This is a genomic window from Streptomyces spectabilis (genome assembly GCF_008704795.1).
Classification (GTDB): Bacteria; Actinomycetota; Actinomycetes; order Streptomycetales; family Streptomycetaceae; genus Streptomyces; species Streptomyces spectabilis.
On sequence record NZ_CP023690.1, the window covers coordinates 8368400 to 8384291 of the forward strand.

General features: G+C 74.0%; 14 protein-coding genes. 7 read left to right on the forward strand and 7 right to left on the reverse strand.

Going from position 1 to position 15892, the window contains the following annotated elements:
- Positions 1-67: 67 nt before the first annotated feature.
- Both lysX and CP982_RS35590 read left to right on the forward strand, forming a co-directional pair.
- On the forward strand, positions 68-3358 hold the full coding sequence (lysX, locus tag CP982_RS35585; RefSeq protein WP_184925360.1) for a bifunctional lysylphosphatidylglycerol synthetase/lysine--tRNA ligase LysX: 3291 nt from the start codon (positions 68-70) through the stop codon (positions 3356-3358).
- 201 nt (positions 3359-3559) lie between these two features.
- Positions 3560-4396 (forward strand): polysaccharide deacetylase family protein, encoded by an 837-nt coding sequence (locus tag CP982_RS35590; protein ID WP_150514228.1) that lies wholly within the window; start codon positions 3560-3562, stop codon positions 4394-4396.
- Positions 4397-4413: 17 nt separating this feature from the next.
- On the opposite strand, the gene CP982_RS35595 is transcribed toward CP982_RS35590, so the two are convergent.
- Entirely contained in the window at positions 4414-5007 is a 594-nt protein-coding gene (locus CP982_RS35595; protein WP_184925401.1) for a class F sortase, read from the reverse strand.
- 440 nt (positions 5008-5447) lie between these two features.
- Here CP982_RS35595 and CP982_RS35600 point away from each other — a divergent pair, with 440 nt between their 5' ends.
- Entirely contained in the window at positions 5448-5936 is a 489-nt protein-coding gene (locus tag CP982_RS35600) for a hypothetical protein (RefSeq protein WP_150514230.1), read from the forward strand.
- Positions 5937-6025: 89 nt separating this feature from the next.
- On the opposite strand, the gene CP982_RS35605 is transcribed toward CP982_RS35600, so the two are convergent.
- The 3 genes from CP982_RS35605 to CP982_RS35615 all read right to left on the reverse strand — a co-directional run bounded on the left by CP982_RS35605 (position 6026) and on the right by CP982_RS35615 (position 8731).
- A complete protein-coding gene (locus CP982_RS35605) occupies positions 6026-6547 on the reverse strand; it encodes a hypothetical protein (protein WP_150514231.1) in 522 nt (173 codons plus the stop codon).
- A 291-nt stretch (positions 6548-6838) separates the two neighbouring features.
- Positions 6839-7153, reverse strand: a complete 315-nt coding sequence (locus tag CP982_RS35610; protein ID WP_150514232.1) for a YidB family protein — start codon at positions 7151-7153, stop codon at positions 6839-6841.
- Between the two features lie 258 nt (positions 7154-7411).
- Positions 7412-8731, reverse strand: a complete 1320-nt coding sequence (locus CP982_RS35615) for an alpha/beta hydrolase (RefSeq protein WP_170316560.1) — start codon at positions 8729-8731, stop codon at positions 7412-7414.
- 541 nt (positions 8732-9272) lie between these two features.
- Here CP982_RS35615 and CP982_RS35620 point away from each other — a divergent pair.
- On the forward strand, positions 9273-10133 hold the full coding sequence (locus CP982_RS35620; RefSeq protein WP_150514234.1) for an SAM-dependent methyltransferase: 861 nt from the start codon (positions 9273-9275) through the stop codon (positions 10131-10133).
- On the opposite strand, the gene CP982_RS35625 is transcribed toward CP982_RS35620, so the two are convergent.
- On the reverse strand, positions 10108-11073 hold the full coding sequence (locus CP982_RS35625; RefSeq protein WP_150514235.1) for a LysR family transcriptional regulator: 966 nt from the start codon (positions 11071-11073) through the stop codon (positions 10108-10110). The two genes, CP982_RS35620 and CP982_RS35625, sit on opposite strands and share 26 nt — an antisense overlap.
- 121 nt (positions 11074-11194) lie before the next feature.
- Here CP982_RS35625 and CP982_RS35630 point away from each other — a divergent pair, with 121 nt between their 5' ends.
- Together CP982_RS35630 and CP982_RS35635 are read left to right on the forward strand one after the other, a co-directional pair.
- Complete coding sequence (locus CP982_RS35630) at positions 11195-12139, forward strand: Rossmann-fold NAD(P)-binding domain-containing protein (protein ID WP_150514236.1); 945 nt, start codon at positions 11195-11197, stop codon at positions 12137-12139.
- A 38-nt stretch (positions 12140-12177) separates the two neighbouring features.
- Positions 12178-13164, forward strand: coding sequence for an aldo/keto reductase (locus tag CP982_RS35635; RefSeq protein WP_150514237.1), 987 nt, complete (start codon positions 12178-12180; stop codon positions 13162-13164).
- Here CP982_RS35635 and CP982_RS35640 read toward each other — a convergent pair.
- Together CP982_RS35640 and CP982_RS41960 are read right to left on the reverse strand one after the other, a co-directional pair.
- On the reverse strand, positions 13098-13862 hold the full coding sequence (locus CP982_RS35640) for a bestrophin-like domain (RefSeq protein ID WP_150514238.1): 765 nt from the start codon (positions 13860-13862) through the stop codon (positions 13098-13100). The two genes, CP982_RS35635 and CP982_RS35640, sit on opposite strands and share 67 nt — an antisense overlap.
- A 16-nt stretch (positions 13863-13878) precedes the next feature.
- Positions 13879-14517, reverse strand: a complete 639-nt coding sequence (locus tag CP982_RS41960; RefSeq protein ID WP_170316561.1) for a hypothetical protein — start codon at positions 14515-14517, stop codon at positions 13879-13881.
- Between the two features lie 287 nt (positions 14518-14804).
- Between CP982_RS41960 and CP982_RS35650 the strand changes: the two genes are divergently transcribed.
- Positions 14805-15770 (forward strand): SCO0930 family lipoprotein, encoded by a 966-nt coding sequence (locus CP982_RS35650; protein WP_150514239.1) that lies wholly within the window; start codon positions 14805-14807, stop codon positions 15768-15770.
- Positions 15771-15892 lie beyond the last annotated feature (122 nt).

The window sequence follows — 15892 nt, forward strand, 5'->3', positions numbered from 1 at the left end:
TCCGGCGGCCTCACCGCTCCGGGCCTTCGACGGGCGGCGCGCCCCACCTGTTCTTACAGTCGTGACCATGAGTGCCACCGTGCAGGAGCCGGGCGCCGCGGGCGGCACGCGCCCCGGCGGCCTCCGCGTCAGCGGCCTCAACCGCGTGCCCGAGGTGTTCGCGGCCTTCTTCGGCACCCTCGGCCTGTGCTGCGCGGTGCTCGCCGTGATCGCGCCGCTGCGGCGGCTGCTGCGGCCCGTGATCCGCTTCCTCGACCAGCTCACCGTGCCGGTCAGCCCGAACCTCGCCTACGCCGTCTTCCTCTTCCTGCTCGCCGCGGCCATCGCGGCCCGCAAGAAGGTCGCCTGGTGGCTCGTGGTGGTCTATCTGGGCCTCCTCGTCGCCTTCGACGTCCTCGGCTTCGCCCTCGGCTACTGGGGCGAGTCGCTGCCGTCCTTCGTCGTCTGCGGCGTGGCGCTCGTCGTGCTGATCCTGGCGCGCGCCGAGTTCTACGCCGACTCGCGCCGCGGCGCCCTGTGGCGGGCCGTCGCCGTGCTCGCCGCCGGGCTCGGCATCGCGGTCCTCCTCGGCTGGGGCCTCGTCGAGCTCTTCCCCGGCACGCTGCCCCGCGGCGAGCGGCTGCTGTGGGCGGCGAACCGGGTCTGCGGCGGCCTCCTGCAGGGCCACGACTACTTCGACGGCTCACCGCCGCGCCCGCTGTACTTCTTCCTCGGCCTGTTCGGCGCCCTCGCGCTGCTGAACGCCGCCGCCACGCTCTTCCGCTCCCAGCGCATGGAAGCCGCCCTGCACGGCGACGAGGAGCCCCGCATCCGGGCCCTGCTCGGCGCCTACGGCGACCAGGACTCGCTCGGCTACTTCGCCACCCGGCGCGACAAGGCCGTCGTCTTCTCGCCCAGCGGCAAGGCCGCCGTCACCTACCGCGTCGAGGCCGGCGTCTGCCTGGCGAGCGGCGACCCCGTCGGCGACCGCGAGGCCTGGCCGCACGCCATCGGCGCCTGGCTCGACGTGGCCCGGCGCTACGCCTGGGCGCCCGCCGTGATGGGCGCGTCCGAGGACGGCGCGACGGCCTTCGCCCGCGCCGGGCTCGGGGCGCTCCAGCTCGGCGACGAGGCCATCCTGCACGTGCCGGACTTCGACCTGGACGGCCGCGACATGCGCGTCACGCGCCAGGCCGTGAACCGGGTCCGGCGCACCGGCGCCACCGCCCGCGTCCGCCGCCACGCCACCCTCACCGACGAGGAGATGGAGGCGATCGTCGACAGGGCGGACGCCTGGCGGGACACCGAGACCGAGCGCGGCTTCTCCATGGCGCTCGACCGGCTCGGCGACCCCGAGGACGGCGACTGCCTGCTCGTCGAGGCCCTCGATCCCGACGGCAAGCTGCTCGCCCTGCTGTCCTTCGTGCCCTGGGGCAGGGACGGCATCTCGCTCGACCTGATGCGCCGCGACCGCAGTGCGCCCAACGGCGTCATGGAGTTCATGGTCGCCGAGGTGTGCGCCGTGGCGCCCAAGCTCGGCGTACGGCGGATCTCGCTGAACTTCGCGGTGTTCCGCTCCGTCTTCGAGGAGGGCGCCCGCATCGGCGCGGGCCCCGTCCTGCGCCTGTGGCGCAAGCTGCTGCTCTTCTTCTCCAAGTGGTGGCAGCTGGAGGCCCTCTACCGCTCCAACGCCAAGTACCACCCCGAGTGGTACCCGCGGTTCCTCTGCTACGGCGACACCGGCTCGCTCGCCCGCATCGGCCTGGCCTCCGGCATCGCCGAGGGCTTCGTCTCCGTGCCCTCGCTGCGCAAGCTCTGGGGCAAGGGCCACAAGCCCCGGGGCGTCACCAAGCCCGCCACCACCGAGGGCCTGCCGTCCATCGCCGCGCTCGGCCTCGGCGGCCGCGCCGACGCCGGGCTCGACCCCCTCGACGCGCTGCCCGAGCAGGTCCGCATCCGCCACCGGGCCCTGGAGCGGCTGCGCGCCGAAGGCGTCGACCCCTACCCGGTGGGCATCCCGCCGCGCACCCACGAACTGGCCGCGATCGGCCCGGACCTGGTGGGGGAGCGGGTCACGGTCGCGGGCCGCGTCATGCTGGTGCGCGACTTCGGCGGCGTCGTCTTCGCCGTCCTGCGCGACTGGTCCGGCGACCTCCAGCTCGCCCTCACCCGCGACCGCTCGGGCCCCGCCGTCCTGGACGCCTTCACCGCCCGCACCGACATCGGCGACCACGTCACCGCCACCGGCGAGGTCGGCCGCAGCGACCGCGGCCAGCTCACCGTCTTCGTCACCTCCTGGCAGCTCACCGGCAAGTGCCTGCGCCCCCTTCCCGACAAGCGCCGCGGCCTCGCCGACCCCGAGGCCAAGGTGCGCCGCCGCTATCTCGACCTGGTCGCGAGCCCCGCCGCCCGCGACGTCGTGCGGGCCCGCTCCACCGCCGTCCAGGCGCTCCGCCAGGGCCTGCTCGACCGCGGCTACCTGGAGGTCGAGACGCCGATGCTCCAGCAGATCCACGGCGGCGCCAACGCCCGGCCCTTCACCACCCACATCAACGCCTACGACCTCGACCTGTATCTGCGCATCGCCCCGGAGCTGTACCTCAAACGGCTGTGCGTGGGCGGCCTGGAGAAGGTCTTCGAGATGGGCCGCACCTTCCGCAACGAAGGCGTCTCGTACAAGCACAACCCCGAGTTCACGATGCTGGAGGCCTACCAGGCCTTCGCCGACTACGACGTGATGCTCGACCTCACCCGCGAGCTGATCCAGGGCGCCGCCACCGCCGCCTTCGGCACGCCCGTCGCCCGCAAGGACGGCCAGGAGTACGACATCTCAGGGCCCTGGCCCGTCAAGACCGTGCACGGCGCGCTGTCCGAGGCCCTCGGCGAGGAGCTCGACGCCGACACGCCGCTGGAGCGCCTGCACCGCCTGTGCGACCGCGCCCACGTGCCGTACACAGCCGACGACGGGCGCGGCGACGTGGTCCTGGAGATGTACGAGCGGCTCGTCGAGGAGCGGACCCAGCTGCCCACCTTCTACAAGGACTTCCCCACCGACGTCTCCCCGCTGACCCGCCAGCACCGCGCGGACCCGCGCCTGGCCGAGCGCTGGGACCTCGTCGCCTTCGGCACCGAACTGGGCACCGCCTACTCGGAGTTGACCGACCCCGTCGAGCAGCGCCGCCGCCTGACCGCGCAGTCGCTGCTCGCCGCCGGGGGCGACCCGGAGGCCATGGAGCTGGACGAGGACTTCCTCGACGCCCTGGAGTACGCGATGCCGCCCACCGGCGGCCTCGGCATCGGCGTCGACCGGCTCGTCATGTTCCTCACCGGCCTGACCATTCGCGAGACGCTCCCGTTCCCCCTGGTCCGCCGCCGTTGACGCTTCGCTGGATTTGCTGCGATGGGCCGTCGGTCGCCTGCCGGTGCGTCGTGGCTGGTCGCGCCCACGCGGCGGAGCCGCATATGGGCAGAGCCCCGCGCCCCTTCGGGGCGCTGCCCGGGCTGGTCCGATCGGGTGTATTCGGCCGTCGGCGCAGTGTTGCTGAGAGGCCCGGGGCTTCGGCCGTGCGAGGCATTAGTCATGAAAGACGATCAACTGCCTCCGGGGCGTCGCGCGCTCCTTCGCGGCGCCGCCGTCGCCGGACTCGCCGCCACCACCGGCTGCGTCGGCGCCGAGCGCGCGGGCGCCCCGGGGCGGACGGCCACCCCCGCCGCGGGGCCGGGGGCCCTCCGTGCCCGCAAGCCCTCCGCGTACCGGCTGCGGCCCATGACCGGACCCGGGCCGCGGCGCGCCGCGCCCGCCCGCCCCGCCGTGCGCAGGGCGCCGATCCTGCGGCTTCCGGGCCGCGCCCGCGCCATGGTCCTGACCTTCGACGACGGGCCCGACCCGCGCTACACCCCGGCCATCCTGCGCACCCTGCGGCGGTACGACGCCCGCGCGATGTTCTTCGTGTGCGGCGAGATGGCGGCGGAAAGCCCGGACCTGCTGCGGCAGATGGCCGACGACGGGCACGTGATCGGCAACCACACCTGGAGCCATCCGCTGCTTCCGTCCCTGGGCAGGGCCGCGATCCACGAGCAGATGGAGCGCACCTGCGAGGTGGTGGAGCGCACCGTGGGCACGCCCCCGCTGTGGTTCCGCGCCCCCTACGGCGCCTGGAACCGCGCGGCCTTCCACCTCGGCGCCGAGCTCGGCATGGAACCGCTCGCCTGGACCGTCGACACCCTCGACTGGCGCACCCCCGGCACCGGCACCATCGTCCAGCGCGTCCTGAACGGCGCGGGCCCCGGCGTCGTCGTCCTGTCCCACGACGCGGGCGGCGACCGCACCCAGAGCGTGCACGCCCTGGACACCTATCTGCCCGAGCTCCTGGACGCCGGATTCCACCTCACGGTGCCGAGCCGCTATCGCGTATGAGCACCGCGCCCCGAGGCTCAGCGCACGTCGACCAGGCGGGCGAACACCACCACGTTCCCGTCGTAGCCGCTCTGCTTGGAGAAGCCGCCGCCGCAGGTGATGACGCGCAGCTCGGGCACGCCCGTGTCGCCGTACACGCGATGGCCGGGGAAGTCGTTCTTGGCGAACACCTCGATGCCGTAGATCTCGAAGACGGCCGTGCGCCCGTCCTGGCGCCGGACCTCGACGCGGTTGCCCTTCTTGAGCGAGCCGAGGCCGTAGAACACCGCGGGCCCCTGCTGGTTGTCCACGTGCCCGACCAGGACGGACGTCCCCTTCTCGCCCGGCGACACCGCGCCCGTGAACCAGCCGGCCAGATTCGGGTCGTCCGGCGGCGGCGCGTCCACCCAGCCCTCCGCGTCGAGCCCGACCGCCATCACGGGGGCGTCCACGCGGATCGCCTTGACGCGGACGCGGTCCGCCGCCGAGAACGCCAGGGGCGCGGGGGCGCCGTCGGCCTCGGCGGGCGCGCGGTCCGCCGCCGCGGCCGACGCGGGCTGCGGCGGGCCCACGTCGAACTCGCCGGAGCCGTTGCGGATCAGCGCGAGCCCGGTGAGCAGCACGAGCGCCATCGCGCCCCACGGCGCGCGCTTGCGCGGCCGCTCCTCCTCGCACTCCTCGAACGTGGCCGTGTCAGCAGACTGCTTCGCGGGCTCGAACGGCTGGGACGACGACATTCCCTATCCCCTCTCGACCCGGCGTTCCCGCCGTGTCCGTGGCACGTACGAAAACGCTAAGTGCAGCGCGCGCGGCATGCGAAAGGGCGGGCGCGAACGGGTGGCGGGACAAGGCGGTCTGCGCCATCCGAGTCGCCGCCCACAGGTTTTTTCTGACGGTCCGTGACCTGCGGTGATGGCCACGCGTACGGACACATCCCGGCGTGTCCTCTCACCAGGACGGACGATCCCCGAAATGCGCCTGTACGCACCCCGTCTGAGGGTCTGTCTGAGGGCGCTCTCGCCGAACGACCGGGGAAATGGTTTCCCCGGGGTGCCTCTCGCGGAGGAATTCCATGCGTAACTCTCGAGCACTGGCGGCCGTCGTCGCCGCGGGCGCCGTCGTCGGCCTCGCCGCGCCGACGGCCGCCGCCTGGGCAGGACCCAGCAACATCGTCGCCATGCCCAGCGTGATCGCGCGCGGCGGCCAGCTCACGGTCACCGTCGACGGCTGCGACCACCCCGGCAGCGTCGAGTCGCCCGCCTTCCCGAAGACCGATCTGAAGCAGATCCCCGGCGGCACCACGTCCAGCGCCACCGTCACCGTGAACCACCACGCCCACCCCGGCGCCTACGACATCACCGCGCACTGCCACGGCAAGCCGCCGCTCACCCGCCCGCACGCCTTCACCGTCATCCACGGTGCCGCCCGCGGCGGCCTCGGCGGCAGTACCACGGCGGGTGCGACCAGCACCGACATCGCGATCGGCGGGGCCCTGGTGGCCGCCGCCGTGGTCGGCGGCGGTGTGTTCTGGATGCGGCGCCGGTCCGAGAACCGGGTGTGAACAGACCACGACCGGCCCGGCGCGTCCCCTTCCGCGCCGGGCCGGTCGGCCGTGTGTGCCCCGGGAGTACGGGGCGGTGTGACCGGGGATCAGGTGTGGTCGGCGTCCGTGCGGCGGCGCGTCCAGTAGTACGCCGTGCCGAGCACGCCCGCGATCAGCGCGCCGCCCACGGCGATCTGGTGCCCGTCGAACCCGCCCGCGCTGCCGCCGACGCCCGCGTGGACGCCCCTGGAGTGGTGCGTGCCGGGGCTGGAGCGGCCGCTGCCGGTGGCGATGGTGAGGTCGGTCCTGCCCGACTCCTGGCCGCAGGTGAACGTCACCTCGTACATGGCGCCGGGCTTGGCGTCCCAGAAGACGTGCGCGGTGGCCGACGACTGGCCCTTGGGGATGGTGACGTCGTCGAACACGCCGGAGGTGACCTTGGTGTTGTTCTCACAGCCGTCCACGCTCAGGGTGACCTGCCCGCCCGCGGCGATCGTGGAGGGCGTGACGCGGAAGCCGAACGAGGTGATGTTCTCGTCGCCCGCGACGGCCGCGCCCGCGGTGGGTGCGGTGAGGGCCAGGGCGGCGGTGGTGAGCAGGGCGGCCGAGGCGACGCGTATCGCGCGCATGGCGAATCCTCCGGGTCCCCGAGGAGCGGCCGCGGACCTTCTTCCGCCGGCGCCTGATACGCACCTCGATGCGGTGAACGCTAGGTAGGCCGGAGATGCGCCGCGATCGCTGTCGTGCGAACGGGGCATTCCTGTGGGCCGGACAGGGGAACCACGGCGTGGCGCGCTTGGCCCGGACAGCGAGAACCGCCCGGCGCCGTGCCCCTCGCGACGAGGGTCACGGACACCGGGCGGCGCGTCGTTCAGCGGATCGGGATCAGCGGAACAAGGGCATCAGCCGGGCGGTGCGCCCTACTGGGTGACGACCTTGCCCTCCGGGCTCAGGGCGTCGAAGGTGACCGGAAGGGCGGCCGCGGCCTTCTCGGCGACCTCGTCCGCGCCGAGCCCCAGGAGGGCGGCGATGCGGGCGATGTTGTCACCGAGCGCCTTGGTCAGCTCGTCGGCGGCGAGGGGCTGGTTCTCGCCCGTGCCGACCCAGGAGTCGACCTTGTCGCCGAGGCCGGCCGCGCGCAGCTCCTCGATCGCGGGGGCGATGTGGCCACCGTCGAAGAGGGTGGTGATGAGGAACAGCTCCAGGGGGGTGGAGGGGGCGTCGATGGCAGCCATGTCTATCTCCTTGCAAGCGATAACTGAATCGGTGGTTCCGAGGGCGGGGCGGCGGACTCACTGCCTCCGCGCTGCCCTCGTGGGACCAGACGTGGCGTAGGTGTTCGAGGGTTGCCCGATCGGGTGAAGGCATACTGAACTTGCCATGTGGCAGGGCGATTTGACCCGTCAGGAACCGCTATTCCGGATCGTTTTCCGTCAGCGACGTTCCGTTTCCGTCAACGTCGTTCCGGCAGCTGGGAGCGCGGGCGCACGCGATCACGGCGTGAGGCCCGTGCGGGACGCGATCCAGCCCAGGTGCTCCTGGAGGCCGGGGCGCCACACCTGCCAGCTGTGACCGCCGGGAAGCTCGACGAGTGCGGCCTTCATCCCCGCCTTCTTCGCGGCCGCGTACGCCTTGAGCGCCTGCGGCCGGTAGGTGGAGTCGTCCTTCCCCGCGACGAAGACGGCCGAGGTGTCGGGGAAGCGTTCGCGCGCGAGCACGTCGAGCGGGTTGACCTTCTCGAAGGCCTTCTCGTCGCCGCCGAAGGCCGCGTCGACGGTCTTCTCGCGGCTGCCGAGGGTCGGCTCGTCCTGCCCGGAGATGTCGACGAAGGAGCCGTACCGGCCGGGCGCGTTCACCGCCATCTGGAGCGAGCAGGTCCCGCCGTTGGACAGGCCGGAGATCGCCCGGTGCGCGCGTCCGGAGGCGACCTGGAGGTGGGTGGCCGCCCAGTGCGGCACGTCCTCTGCGAGGTACGTCTGGACGTCGCCGAGCCGGGAGTTCATGCACAGCGGGTTGTCGAAGGAGCCGCCGAGCGGGTCCACGACGAGCACGACGGGCGCGAGGCCCGCGTGCGCGGCGGCGAAGTCGTCCATCATGTCCGGCAGTTGCCCCGAGGTGATCCAGTCCTCCGGCGAGCCCGGCTGCCCCGCCATCAGGACGAGCACGGGCAGCGGCGGCCGCGGGGACGCCTGGTAGGCGGGCGGCAGATAGACGTACGCGTCCCGGGCGTCGAAGTGCGACCTCGTCCCCGGGATCGGGGTCTTCGACACCGTGCCCTTGGCGGGCAGGCCGTCCGGGGCCCGCCAGACCTCGGACACCGCCTTGCCCGGCGGCACCTCGACGAGCGGCTCCGCGCGCCCGGCGGCCTCCTTGAAGCCGACGGTGTCCTGCGGCCCGAGCAGGGTGCGCGGGGTCGGGTAGTTGTCGTAGTGGATGTTGACCTCGCAGAGGCCGAGGAGCACCACGCACGCCCCGGCGGCCAGCGCCCCGGCCCGGCCGCGCAGGCGCAGCGTCGGCATCCGGAAGAAGGCGAGGCACACGCCGAGGACCGCCACCCCGATCCACACCACCACGTCGGTCGGCAGCGCGTCGGGGAAGGGCTGCCACCAGTCGTCCACCACCACCGGGACCAGGAACGACAGGAGCGCGGCGAGCACGAGCGCGGCGGGCAGCAGCCGCGTCCACCAGCGGCGGTCCCGCGAGAAAAGCAGCACGGCGAGCCCCAGCGCGCCGAGCGCCCGCACCAGGACCGGTACGGTTCCGGCCACCAGCGACCAGTCCAGCGGCCCCCCGGCCGTCACCACCCGCTCCACACGCGCTCGCTTCCTGACGGTTGCCCCGCTCCGGGGCAGGTCTCCCCCTCAGAGTGCGCTGGTCAGGGCGGTACCGCAGGGCGGGAGCCGCGGGGGCGCGCGGGCTCGGTGCGAGAGGGGGCGCGCGGACGGGGCGCGCGCGGTGGCGCCATCCGGGTCACACGCCGTGTGCTCGCCGCACCCGAACTGGGGCGGCGCACACACTCCCCGGACCGCACCACGAGGGGGTTCCATAGCGCATATGCCGCACGGATGGGGCACGACGGGGGACTGCGGGGGCATCCGTGCGGCGGGGCCACCGGTACTTCCCCTGCGATGCGCCGGTGGCCCGCCGGGCAGCCGGGCGGGATCGGCGTCCATGCCTCCCCATGGACGGTCCCGGCCCGGCGCGCACGCACCGCGACGGCCGTCGCCGAGCGGGCGTCCGCAGGTTCCGGTGTGGCTGATTCGCCCTCGTTGATCTTCGCTGCGAAGACGCCGACGCTTGGTCCATGGCCCCCGAAGGGCAGCGAGGCCGACCGGCGAGAGGTGGCAGGAGACCATGAGCGAGGACGTGACCGCAGCGGGCACGAGCACGGGCGAGGACGCGACGCGCCGCTACTACGAGACCAGTGACGTCGACGCGTTCTACGACATCGTGTGGGGCGGCGAGGACATTCACACCGGCATCTACGCGCACGAGCGGGAGCCGATCGCGGACGCCTCCCGGCGTACCGTCCAGGAACTCGCGGACCGGCTCCGGGCCACCGTCGGCCCGGAGCGCACCGTCCTGGACCTCGGTTCCGGATACGGCGGGACCGCCCGCTACCTGGCCGACCGCTTCGGCTGCCGGGTCGTCGCGCTCAACCTCAGCACCGCCCAGAACGAGCGGCACCGCGCGGCCAACGCCAAGCGCGGCCTCGGCGACCTCATCGAGGTCGTCACCGGCTCCTTCCACGACGTGCCGTACGCCGACGGCCACTTCGACGCCGTGTGCTCCCTGGAGGCGTTCTGCCACAGCGGCGACCGGAACCGGGTGCTCAGCGAGGCCGTACGGGTGCTCAAGCCCGGCGGGGCCCTGGCCTTCACCGACCTGATGGCCGACGATGCGACGCCCCCCGAGGTCCTGCACGCGGCCGTGTCCCGCCTCGGCGTGGACGCGCTCGCCACCCCGGCCTTCTACCGGGAGCGGCTCACCGGACTCGGCCTGGACGCGGTCGACTTCGCCGACCACAGCGACCAGGTGGTGCGCCACTACGTCCGCCTCACCGACGAGACGCGCGCCAAGGAGGCCGAACTGCGCGCCGTCATCAGCCCCGGCTACGTCGACGGACTGCTCGGCAATCTGCCGCTGTGGGTGGACGCGGCCCGCGCCGGGCGCCTGCGCTGGGGCATCTTCAGCGGCCGCCGCCCCGGGGCGTGAGGGCACGCGGCCCCGGCGGGTCGCGGGGCACGGCCGGATCGAGCACCCCGGCCTCGGCCCGCAGCGCCCGGGCCAACGCCTCCGCGAGGGGATGGCCGTGCCGCCCCGACGCCGTCGCCATGCCGATGCGGCGGGTCAGGGCCGGGGGCAGGACCGGCACGGCTCTCACCCCGGGCAGCTCCGGGGCGAGCGCCACCGACGGGACCAGCGAGACGCCGACCCGCGCGGCGACCAGGGAGCGCGCGAAGAAGTAGTCCGTCGTGGTGCCGCGGATCACCGGCTCGAAACCCGCGAGGGCGGCGTACCGGCGCAGATACGCCTCCGTCTTGAGACAGCCGAGCACCCAGCGCTCGGCGGCGAGTTCCGCGAGGTCCACCGACGGCCGTGCCGCCAGGGGGTGGTCGTCGGGCAGGACGGCCGACAGCGGGTCGTCGAGCAGCGGCGTCCACACCACACCGGGGCGGCCGTCCGGGCCGCCGTCGGCCAGGGGCCCGTCGAAGTGGTAGGCGAGCGCCAGGTCCGCCGCGCCCTCGCACACCAGGCGCACGCTGTCCTCCGGCTCCCGTTCGAGCACCGTGAGGTCCGTCTGCGGATGCTCCGCCGCGAACCGGGTCAGGGCCCCGGGAAGCAGCACCCGGCCGCCGCTGGTGAAGGTGGCCACCGTGAGCCGGGGCCGGGGCGCCGCGAGCCGGTCCACCCGCGCCCGGGCCCTGGCCAGTTCCGCGGTCACGGCCTCGGCGTCCACCATGACCCGGCCGGGCTCGGTGAGGGCGACCCCGCGCGTGCTGCGCGTCACGACCGCCGCGCCGAGGCTCCGCTCCAGGGCCGCGACGTGCTGGGACACGGCCGACGGGGTGAGGCGCAGGGCCGCGGCCGCGCGGTTGAAGCTGCCGTGCTCCGCCACGGCGCGGAGCACGCGGAGCCGCTGCACATCGATCACGAGACACCCTCAGCCGTTCGCCGACCGCCCCACCCGGGTGCCACGGTCGTCAGTCGTACTTAACACGAGAACAGTAAGTGACCAGTTCTGCTGCGGTCGATGTCCCGCCAGGGTTGTCCCCATGGCAACCATCTGCGTCATCGGCGGCAGCCGGTACTTCGGCGAACTCCTGGTCCGGCGCCTGCGCGCGGACGGCCACGACGTCACCGTGGTCAACCGCGGGGCCATGCCCCCGCCTCCCGGCGTCCGGCACCTCGTCGCCGACCGCGACGACGCGGCCGCCCTCGCCGCGGCCCTCGGCTCCCGCACCTTCGTCGTCGTCGTCGACCAGGTCTGCTACACGCCCGCCCAGGCCGCCGTCGCCGCCCGTGCCTTCCGCGGCCGCGCCGGGCGGTACGTCATGACCTCGACGATCGAGGTGTACGACCCGGCCACGGCCGCGTGGCCGCACACCTCGTCCCGTACCCCGGTGCCGGAGACCGCCGTGGACCCGGAGACCTGGCCCGTCCGCCTCGACCTGCCCTGGCACGACCCGGAGTTCCGCGCGGCCCACTACGCCGAGGGCAAGCGCCAGGCGGAGGCGGTCCTCGCGCGGGACGGCGGCCTTCCGTTCGCCGCCGTGCGCAGCGCCCACGTGCTCGGCGGCGGCGCCCGGGAGTTCACGGGCCGCCTCGACCACTACGTGTCACGGATCCTGCGGGGCGCGGAGATCGCCGTGCACCGCGATCCGCTGCCCACGGTCTTCGTCCACCACCAGGAGATCGCGGCCCTGCTGCGCTGGGCGGCGACCGGCTCGGACTTCACCGGCGCGCTGAACGCCGCCTCGCACGGCCCCCTCGACGTCATGGACCTGACGGCGGCGATCGCCGAGCGGACCGGCCGCGCGCCGAGGTACCGCACCGTCGCCACCGGGCAGGACGCGTCGCCGTTCTCCCTCGACCGCCACTACGCGATGGACAACGCCCGCGCCGGACGGCTCGGCTTCCGCCTCTCCCACACGTCCGACTGGCTGCCCGGCGCCGTCGCGGAAGCGCTCGCGACCGCGCGTACCGCCGCGGCGGCCTGACACGGACCCCGTTCCGAACCACCCTCCAGGAGACACTCGTGCAGCACCGCCGCATCGGCGACACCACCGTCAGCGCCATCGGCCTCGGCGCCATGCCCCTGTCCATCGAGGGGCGGCCCGACGAGGACAGGGCCGTCGCCACCGTCCACGCCGCCCTCGACGCGGGCGTCACGCTGATCGACACCGCCGACTCGTACCACTGGCACGCGGGCGAGAGGGGGCACAACGAAGAACTCGTCGCCCGCGCCCTGGCCCGCTACGGCGGCGACACCTCCGGGGTGCTCGTCGCCACGAAGGGCGGGCGCGGGCGGCCCGGCGACGGCAGTTGGACGGTCACCGGCACCCCCGGTCATCTGAAGCGCGCCGCCGAGGGCTCGCTGCGCCGCCTCGGCACCGAGGCGATCGGCCTGTACCAGCTGCACAAGCCGGACCCGGACGTGCCGTGGGCCGAATCCGTCGGCGCCCTGCGCGCACTGCTCGACGCGGGCACGATCAGGGCGGCCGGGGTCTCCAATGTGACGCCCGGCCAGATCCGGGAGGCCCACGCGATCCTCGGGGCGGGTCTCGTCTCCGTGCAGAACCAGTACTCGCCCGCCGTCCGGGACAGTGAGGAGGCGCTGCGCCTGGCCACCGAGCTGGGGCTCGCGTTCCTGCCCTGGAGTCCGCTCGGCGGCATCTCCCGCAGCTCCCTGGACGGGCCTTCGGGCGGGGCGTCGGCCGGTACGGCCTTCCACCGGGTCGCCGCCGCCCGCGGCACGAGCCCGCAGCAGATCGCGCTCGCCTGGCTCCTGACCCGCTCGCCGGTGCTGATCCCCGTCCCCGGAGCGAGCCGCCCGGCGTCGGTGCGGGACTCCGCGGGAGCCGCGGACCTCACCCTCACCGAGGAGGAGCTGGCCCTCCTGAACGCGCCGGACGCGGCGGCCCCGGGGGCGGCCGCGTCCGGCGGGACGGCGTGGCGTCAGCCGTCGATGCCGGGGAAGAGCAGCGCGAAGGGCTCCGCCGTGGCCGCGATGCCGCGGCTGTAAGGGGCGTCGAAGTCCCAGATCAGGAAGAGCAGGAAGGCGATCAGGGCGGAGAAGAGGCCCGCGAGGACGAGTTCGCGGACGTTGCGGCGGATCTGGAAGGCGAAGATGAGGCCGACGGTCACGAGGCCGCCGGTGATCAGGCCGAACCAGACGACCCCCGGCATGGTGGCCTCCGCGCTGTCGCCGCGGGCCCCGCGCGCGTCGTCGGCGAGGGCCACCTGGTCGATGAGGGGCTGGTAGGCCTGGGCCTCGAAGTCGGACTTGGGTTCGTAGTCGGTGACGTCGTGGCGGAGCGTGGCCAGCAGGGCGGTGCCGCGCGGGGTGAGTTCACCGTTGTCGGCCATCTGGTCCCACTCCTTCGTCACCACATGGCCGACATACGCCCTTACGTCGTCGCGGATGCGGTCGCGGACCTCGGCGGGGTAGACACGGACCCGCTCATGCACCTCGTGCAGCGCCTGGGCCTCGGTACGGACGTGGTCCTGGGCGGCGCTGCGGGCCTCCCAGACACCGGCGATGGCCAGGCCGAGGACGATGGCGTAGACCACGCCGATCATCATCGTCATGTACTCCATCACGTCCGGAGTCTCCGATACGTCAGCGTTTGTGGAGCTCCGCCAGTGCCGCAGCACGACGATGAGGAGCACGACGGCGCACGCGGCGGCCATCGCGAGGGTGAGAACAAGCCATTCCGTCAAGGGAGTCCTCCGGCGGTCAGCGCGGCCGCAGCGCGGCGACGGCGAGTACCGCGGGTGCGGTGATGAGCAGGGTGAGATGGACGAGGGAAGGCCCGTCGCGGGGCGGGCTCTTGCGCGGGGCCGTGTGGTACGCGGGGTAGTGCACGGCCTCCGGCGCGCGGTCCGGGCGCCGTGGTGAGGGCGTGGGCCGGGGCGCGGGGGGCGCGGGCCGGGGCGGAGGCTTGACCGACGGCGCGGGAGGCGCGGGCGTCGGCGGGGCGATCCGGGGCGACGGCGGCGCGGGCCGCGGCGGGGGAGGCGGCACGGGCCGCGGCGGCGCCGGGGGCTGCGGCGGCGCGGGCGGCGTCGGCTTCGGGGGAGTGGGCTTCGGGGGCGTCGGCTTGGGCGGCGTCGGTTTCGGAGGTGTGGGCGTGGGTTTCGGAGGGGTAGGGGTGGGCTTCGGCGGGGTCGGCTTGGGCGGCTTCGTGGGCGGCGGAGGGCAGTGACCGCCGCCCGCGTGAGCCGTGGCCGTCCCGCCCGGGCCGGTCGACGCGTACGCGCAGGCGTCGGCCTCGACGACGGCCGAGCCCGCCGGAAGGCCGACGAACAGGGCGAGCGTGAGCAGCGCGAACACGCGTGTGACGGGGGCGAGGAAGCCCCTGGAGGATCCGGGCACGACGCAGATCATGGGGGGCGCGCGACCGGCTCACGCGCAAACCTGAGGCGAATCGACCGAAGGGGGGAGCGCCCGCACGCGGGTTCGCGCGGGGGCTCCACCCGGGAGCGCCGCTCCGCGCGCCGTGCGGGCCCTGCGACCCCTGCCCCCCTGGTTCCCGCCCCGTGCCCGCCCGCAAAGAATCTTGAACCGGTGTTGAACGCTCTCCCCCGCCCCACCCGTACCTAGGGCCATGTGCGACGCCAGTGGGCGGCGCACCACCCAAGCGGAGCGGGAGTGAGTGAGAGATGAAGACCTGGCGGAGCGCCTCGCTCGTAGCGACAGCTGCGGCCGTGCTGGCGCTGACGACGGCGTGCGGTCAGGACGAGGGGGAGCAGTCCCCGAAGGGCCAGAACGTGGGCAACGAGGCGCCCGCCGGGGACGGCTACGGCTCGGGTGACGGCTACGGCGCCGACTCGGGCAGCGCCGCGAAGGGGGCGGCCAAGGCCAAGTCGGCGGGGCAGCTCGCCGTCCGGGACAGCAAGAAGCTCGGCAAGGTCGTCACGGACAGCGCGGGCTTCACGCTGTACCGCTTCGACAAGGACACCGCGCAGCCGCCGAAGTCGAACTGCGACGGCGCCTGTGAGCAGGCCTGGCCCGTGGTGCCCGCGAAGGGCGCGGAGGCGGCCCCCGGCGTCGACGAGTCCCTGCTCGGCGAGGTCACCCGGTCCGACGGCAGCAAGCAGCTGACCATCGACGGCTGGCCGATGTACCGATTCGCCAAGGACGCCGAGCCCGGTGACGCCAAGGGGCAGGGCGTGGGCGGCACCTGGTTCGCCTCGGCGCCCGACGGCAAGAAGGCCAAGCCCGCGGCCCCCGGCGGCGGTGCGGGCGCCGCGCGGCCCGCCGAGCGGGCCGGGCTCTCCACGCGCAACGACCCCGAGCTCGGCGAGATCGTCGTCGACAGGAACGGCATGACGGTCTACCGCTTCACCAAGGACTCCGCCTGGCCCATGAAGTCCGCCTGCACCGGCGCCTGCCTGGAGAAGTGGCCGGTCGTGGAGCCCGTGGCCAAGAACGACACCAAGGGCATCCTGGAGAAGGGGTTCGTCACCTTCGACCGCCCCGACGGCCGCAAGCAGCAGACGATCGACTGCTGGCCGCTGTACACCTTTGCCGGGGACAAGAAGCCCGGTGACACCAACGGCCAGGGTGTGGGCGGCACCTGGTTCGCCGCGGCCCCGGACGGCAAGGCGGTGCGCGCCGCTCAGTAGGGCCCCCGCCGCCGCGCGGCACCCGGTCCGCCCGGCGCCCCGCCCCGGGGCCCGGGACGCACCCGGCCGACCGGCCCGTTCCTTCCGTACCAAACGGAGGGAATGGGCCGGTTCTTTGGCGT

Bases quoted from the DNA above. Each gene is read 5' to 3' on its own strand.
- CP982_RS35650 (WP_150514239.1), top strand. From the start codon at position 14,805: ATGAAGACCTGGCGGAGCGCCTCGCTCGTAGCGACAGCTGCGGCCGTG.
- lysX (WP_184925360.1), top strand. From the start codon at position 68: ATGAGTGCCACCGTGCAGGAGCCGGGCGCCGCGGGCGGCACGCGCCCC.
- CP982_RS35610 (WP_150514232.1), bottom strand. From the start codon at position 7,153: ATGGCTGCCATCGACGCCCCCTCCACCCCCCTGGAGCTGTTCCTCATC.
- CP982_RS35595 (WP_184925401.1), bottom strand. From the start codon at position 5,007: ATGGCGCTCGTGCTGCTCACCGGGCTCGCGCTGATCCGCAACGGCTCC.
- CP982_RS35600 (WP_150514230.1), top strand. From the start codon at position 5,448: ATGCGTAACTCTCGAGCACTGGCGGCCGTCGTCGCCGCGGGCGCCGTC.
- CP982_RS35620 (WP_150514234.1), top strand. From the start codon at position 9,273: ATGAGCGAGGACGTGACCGCAGCGGGCACGAGCACGGGCGAGGACGCG.
- CP982_RS35605 (WP_150514231.1), bottom strand. From the start codon at position 6,547: ATGCGCGCGATACGCGTCGCCTCGGCCGCCCTGCTCACCACCGCCGCC.
- CP982_RS35630 (WP_150514236.1), top strand. From the start codon at position 11,195: ATGGCAACCATCTGCGTCATCGGCGGCAGCCGGTACTTCGGCGAACTC.
- CP982_RS35590 (WP_150514228.1), top strand. From the start codon at position 3,560: ATGAAAGACGATCAACTGCCTCCGGGGCGTCGCGCGCTCCTTCGCGGC.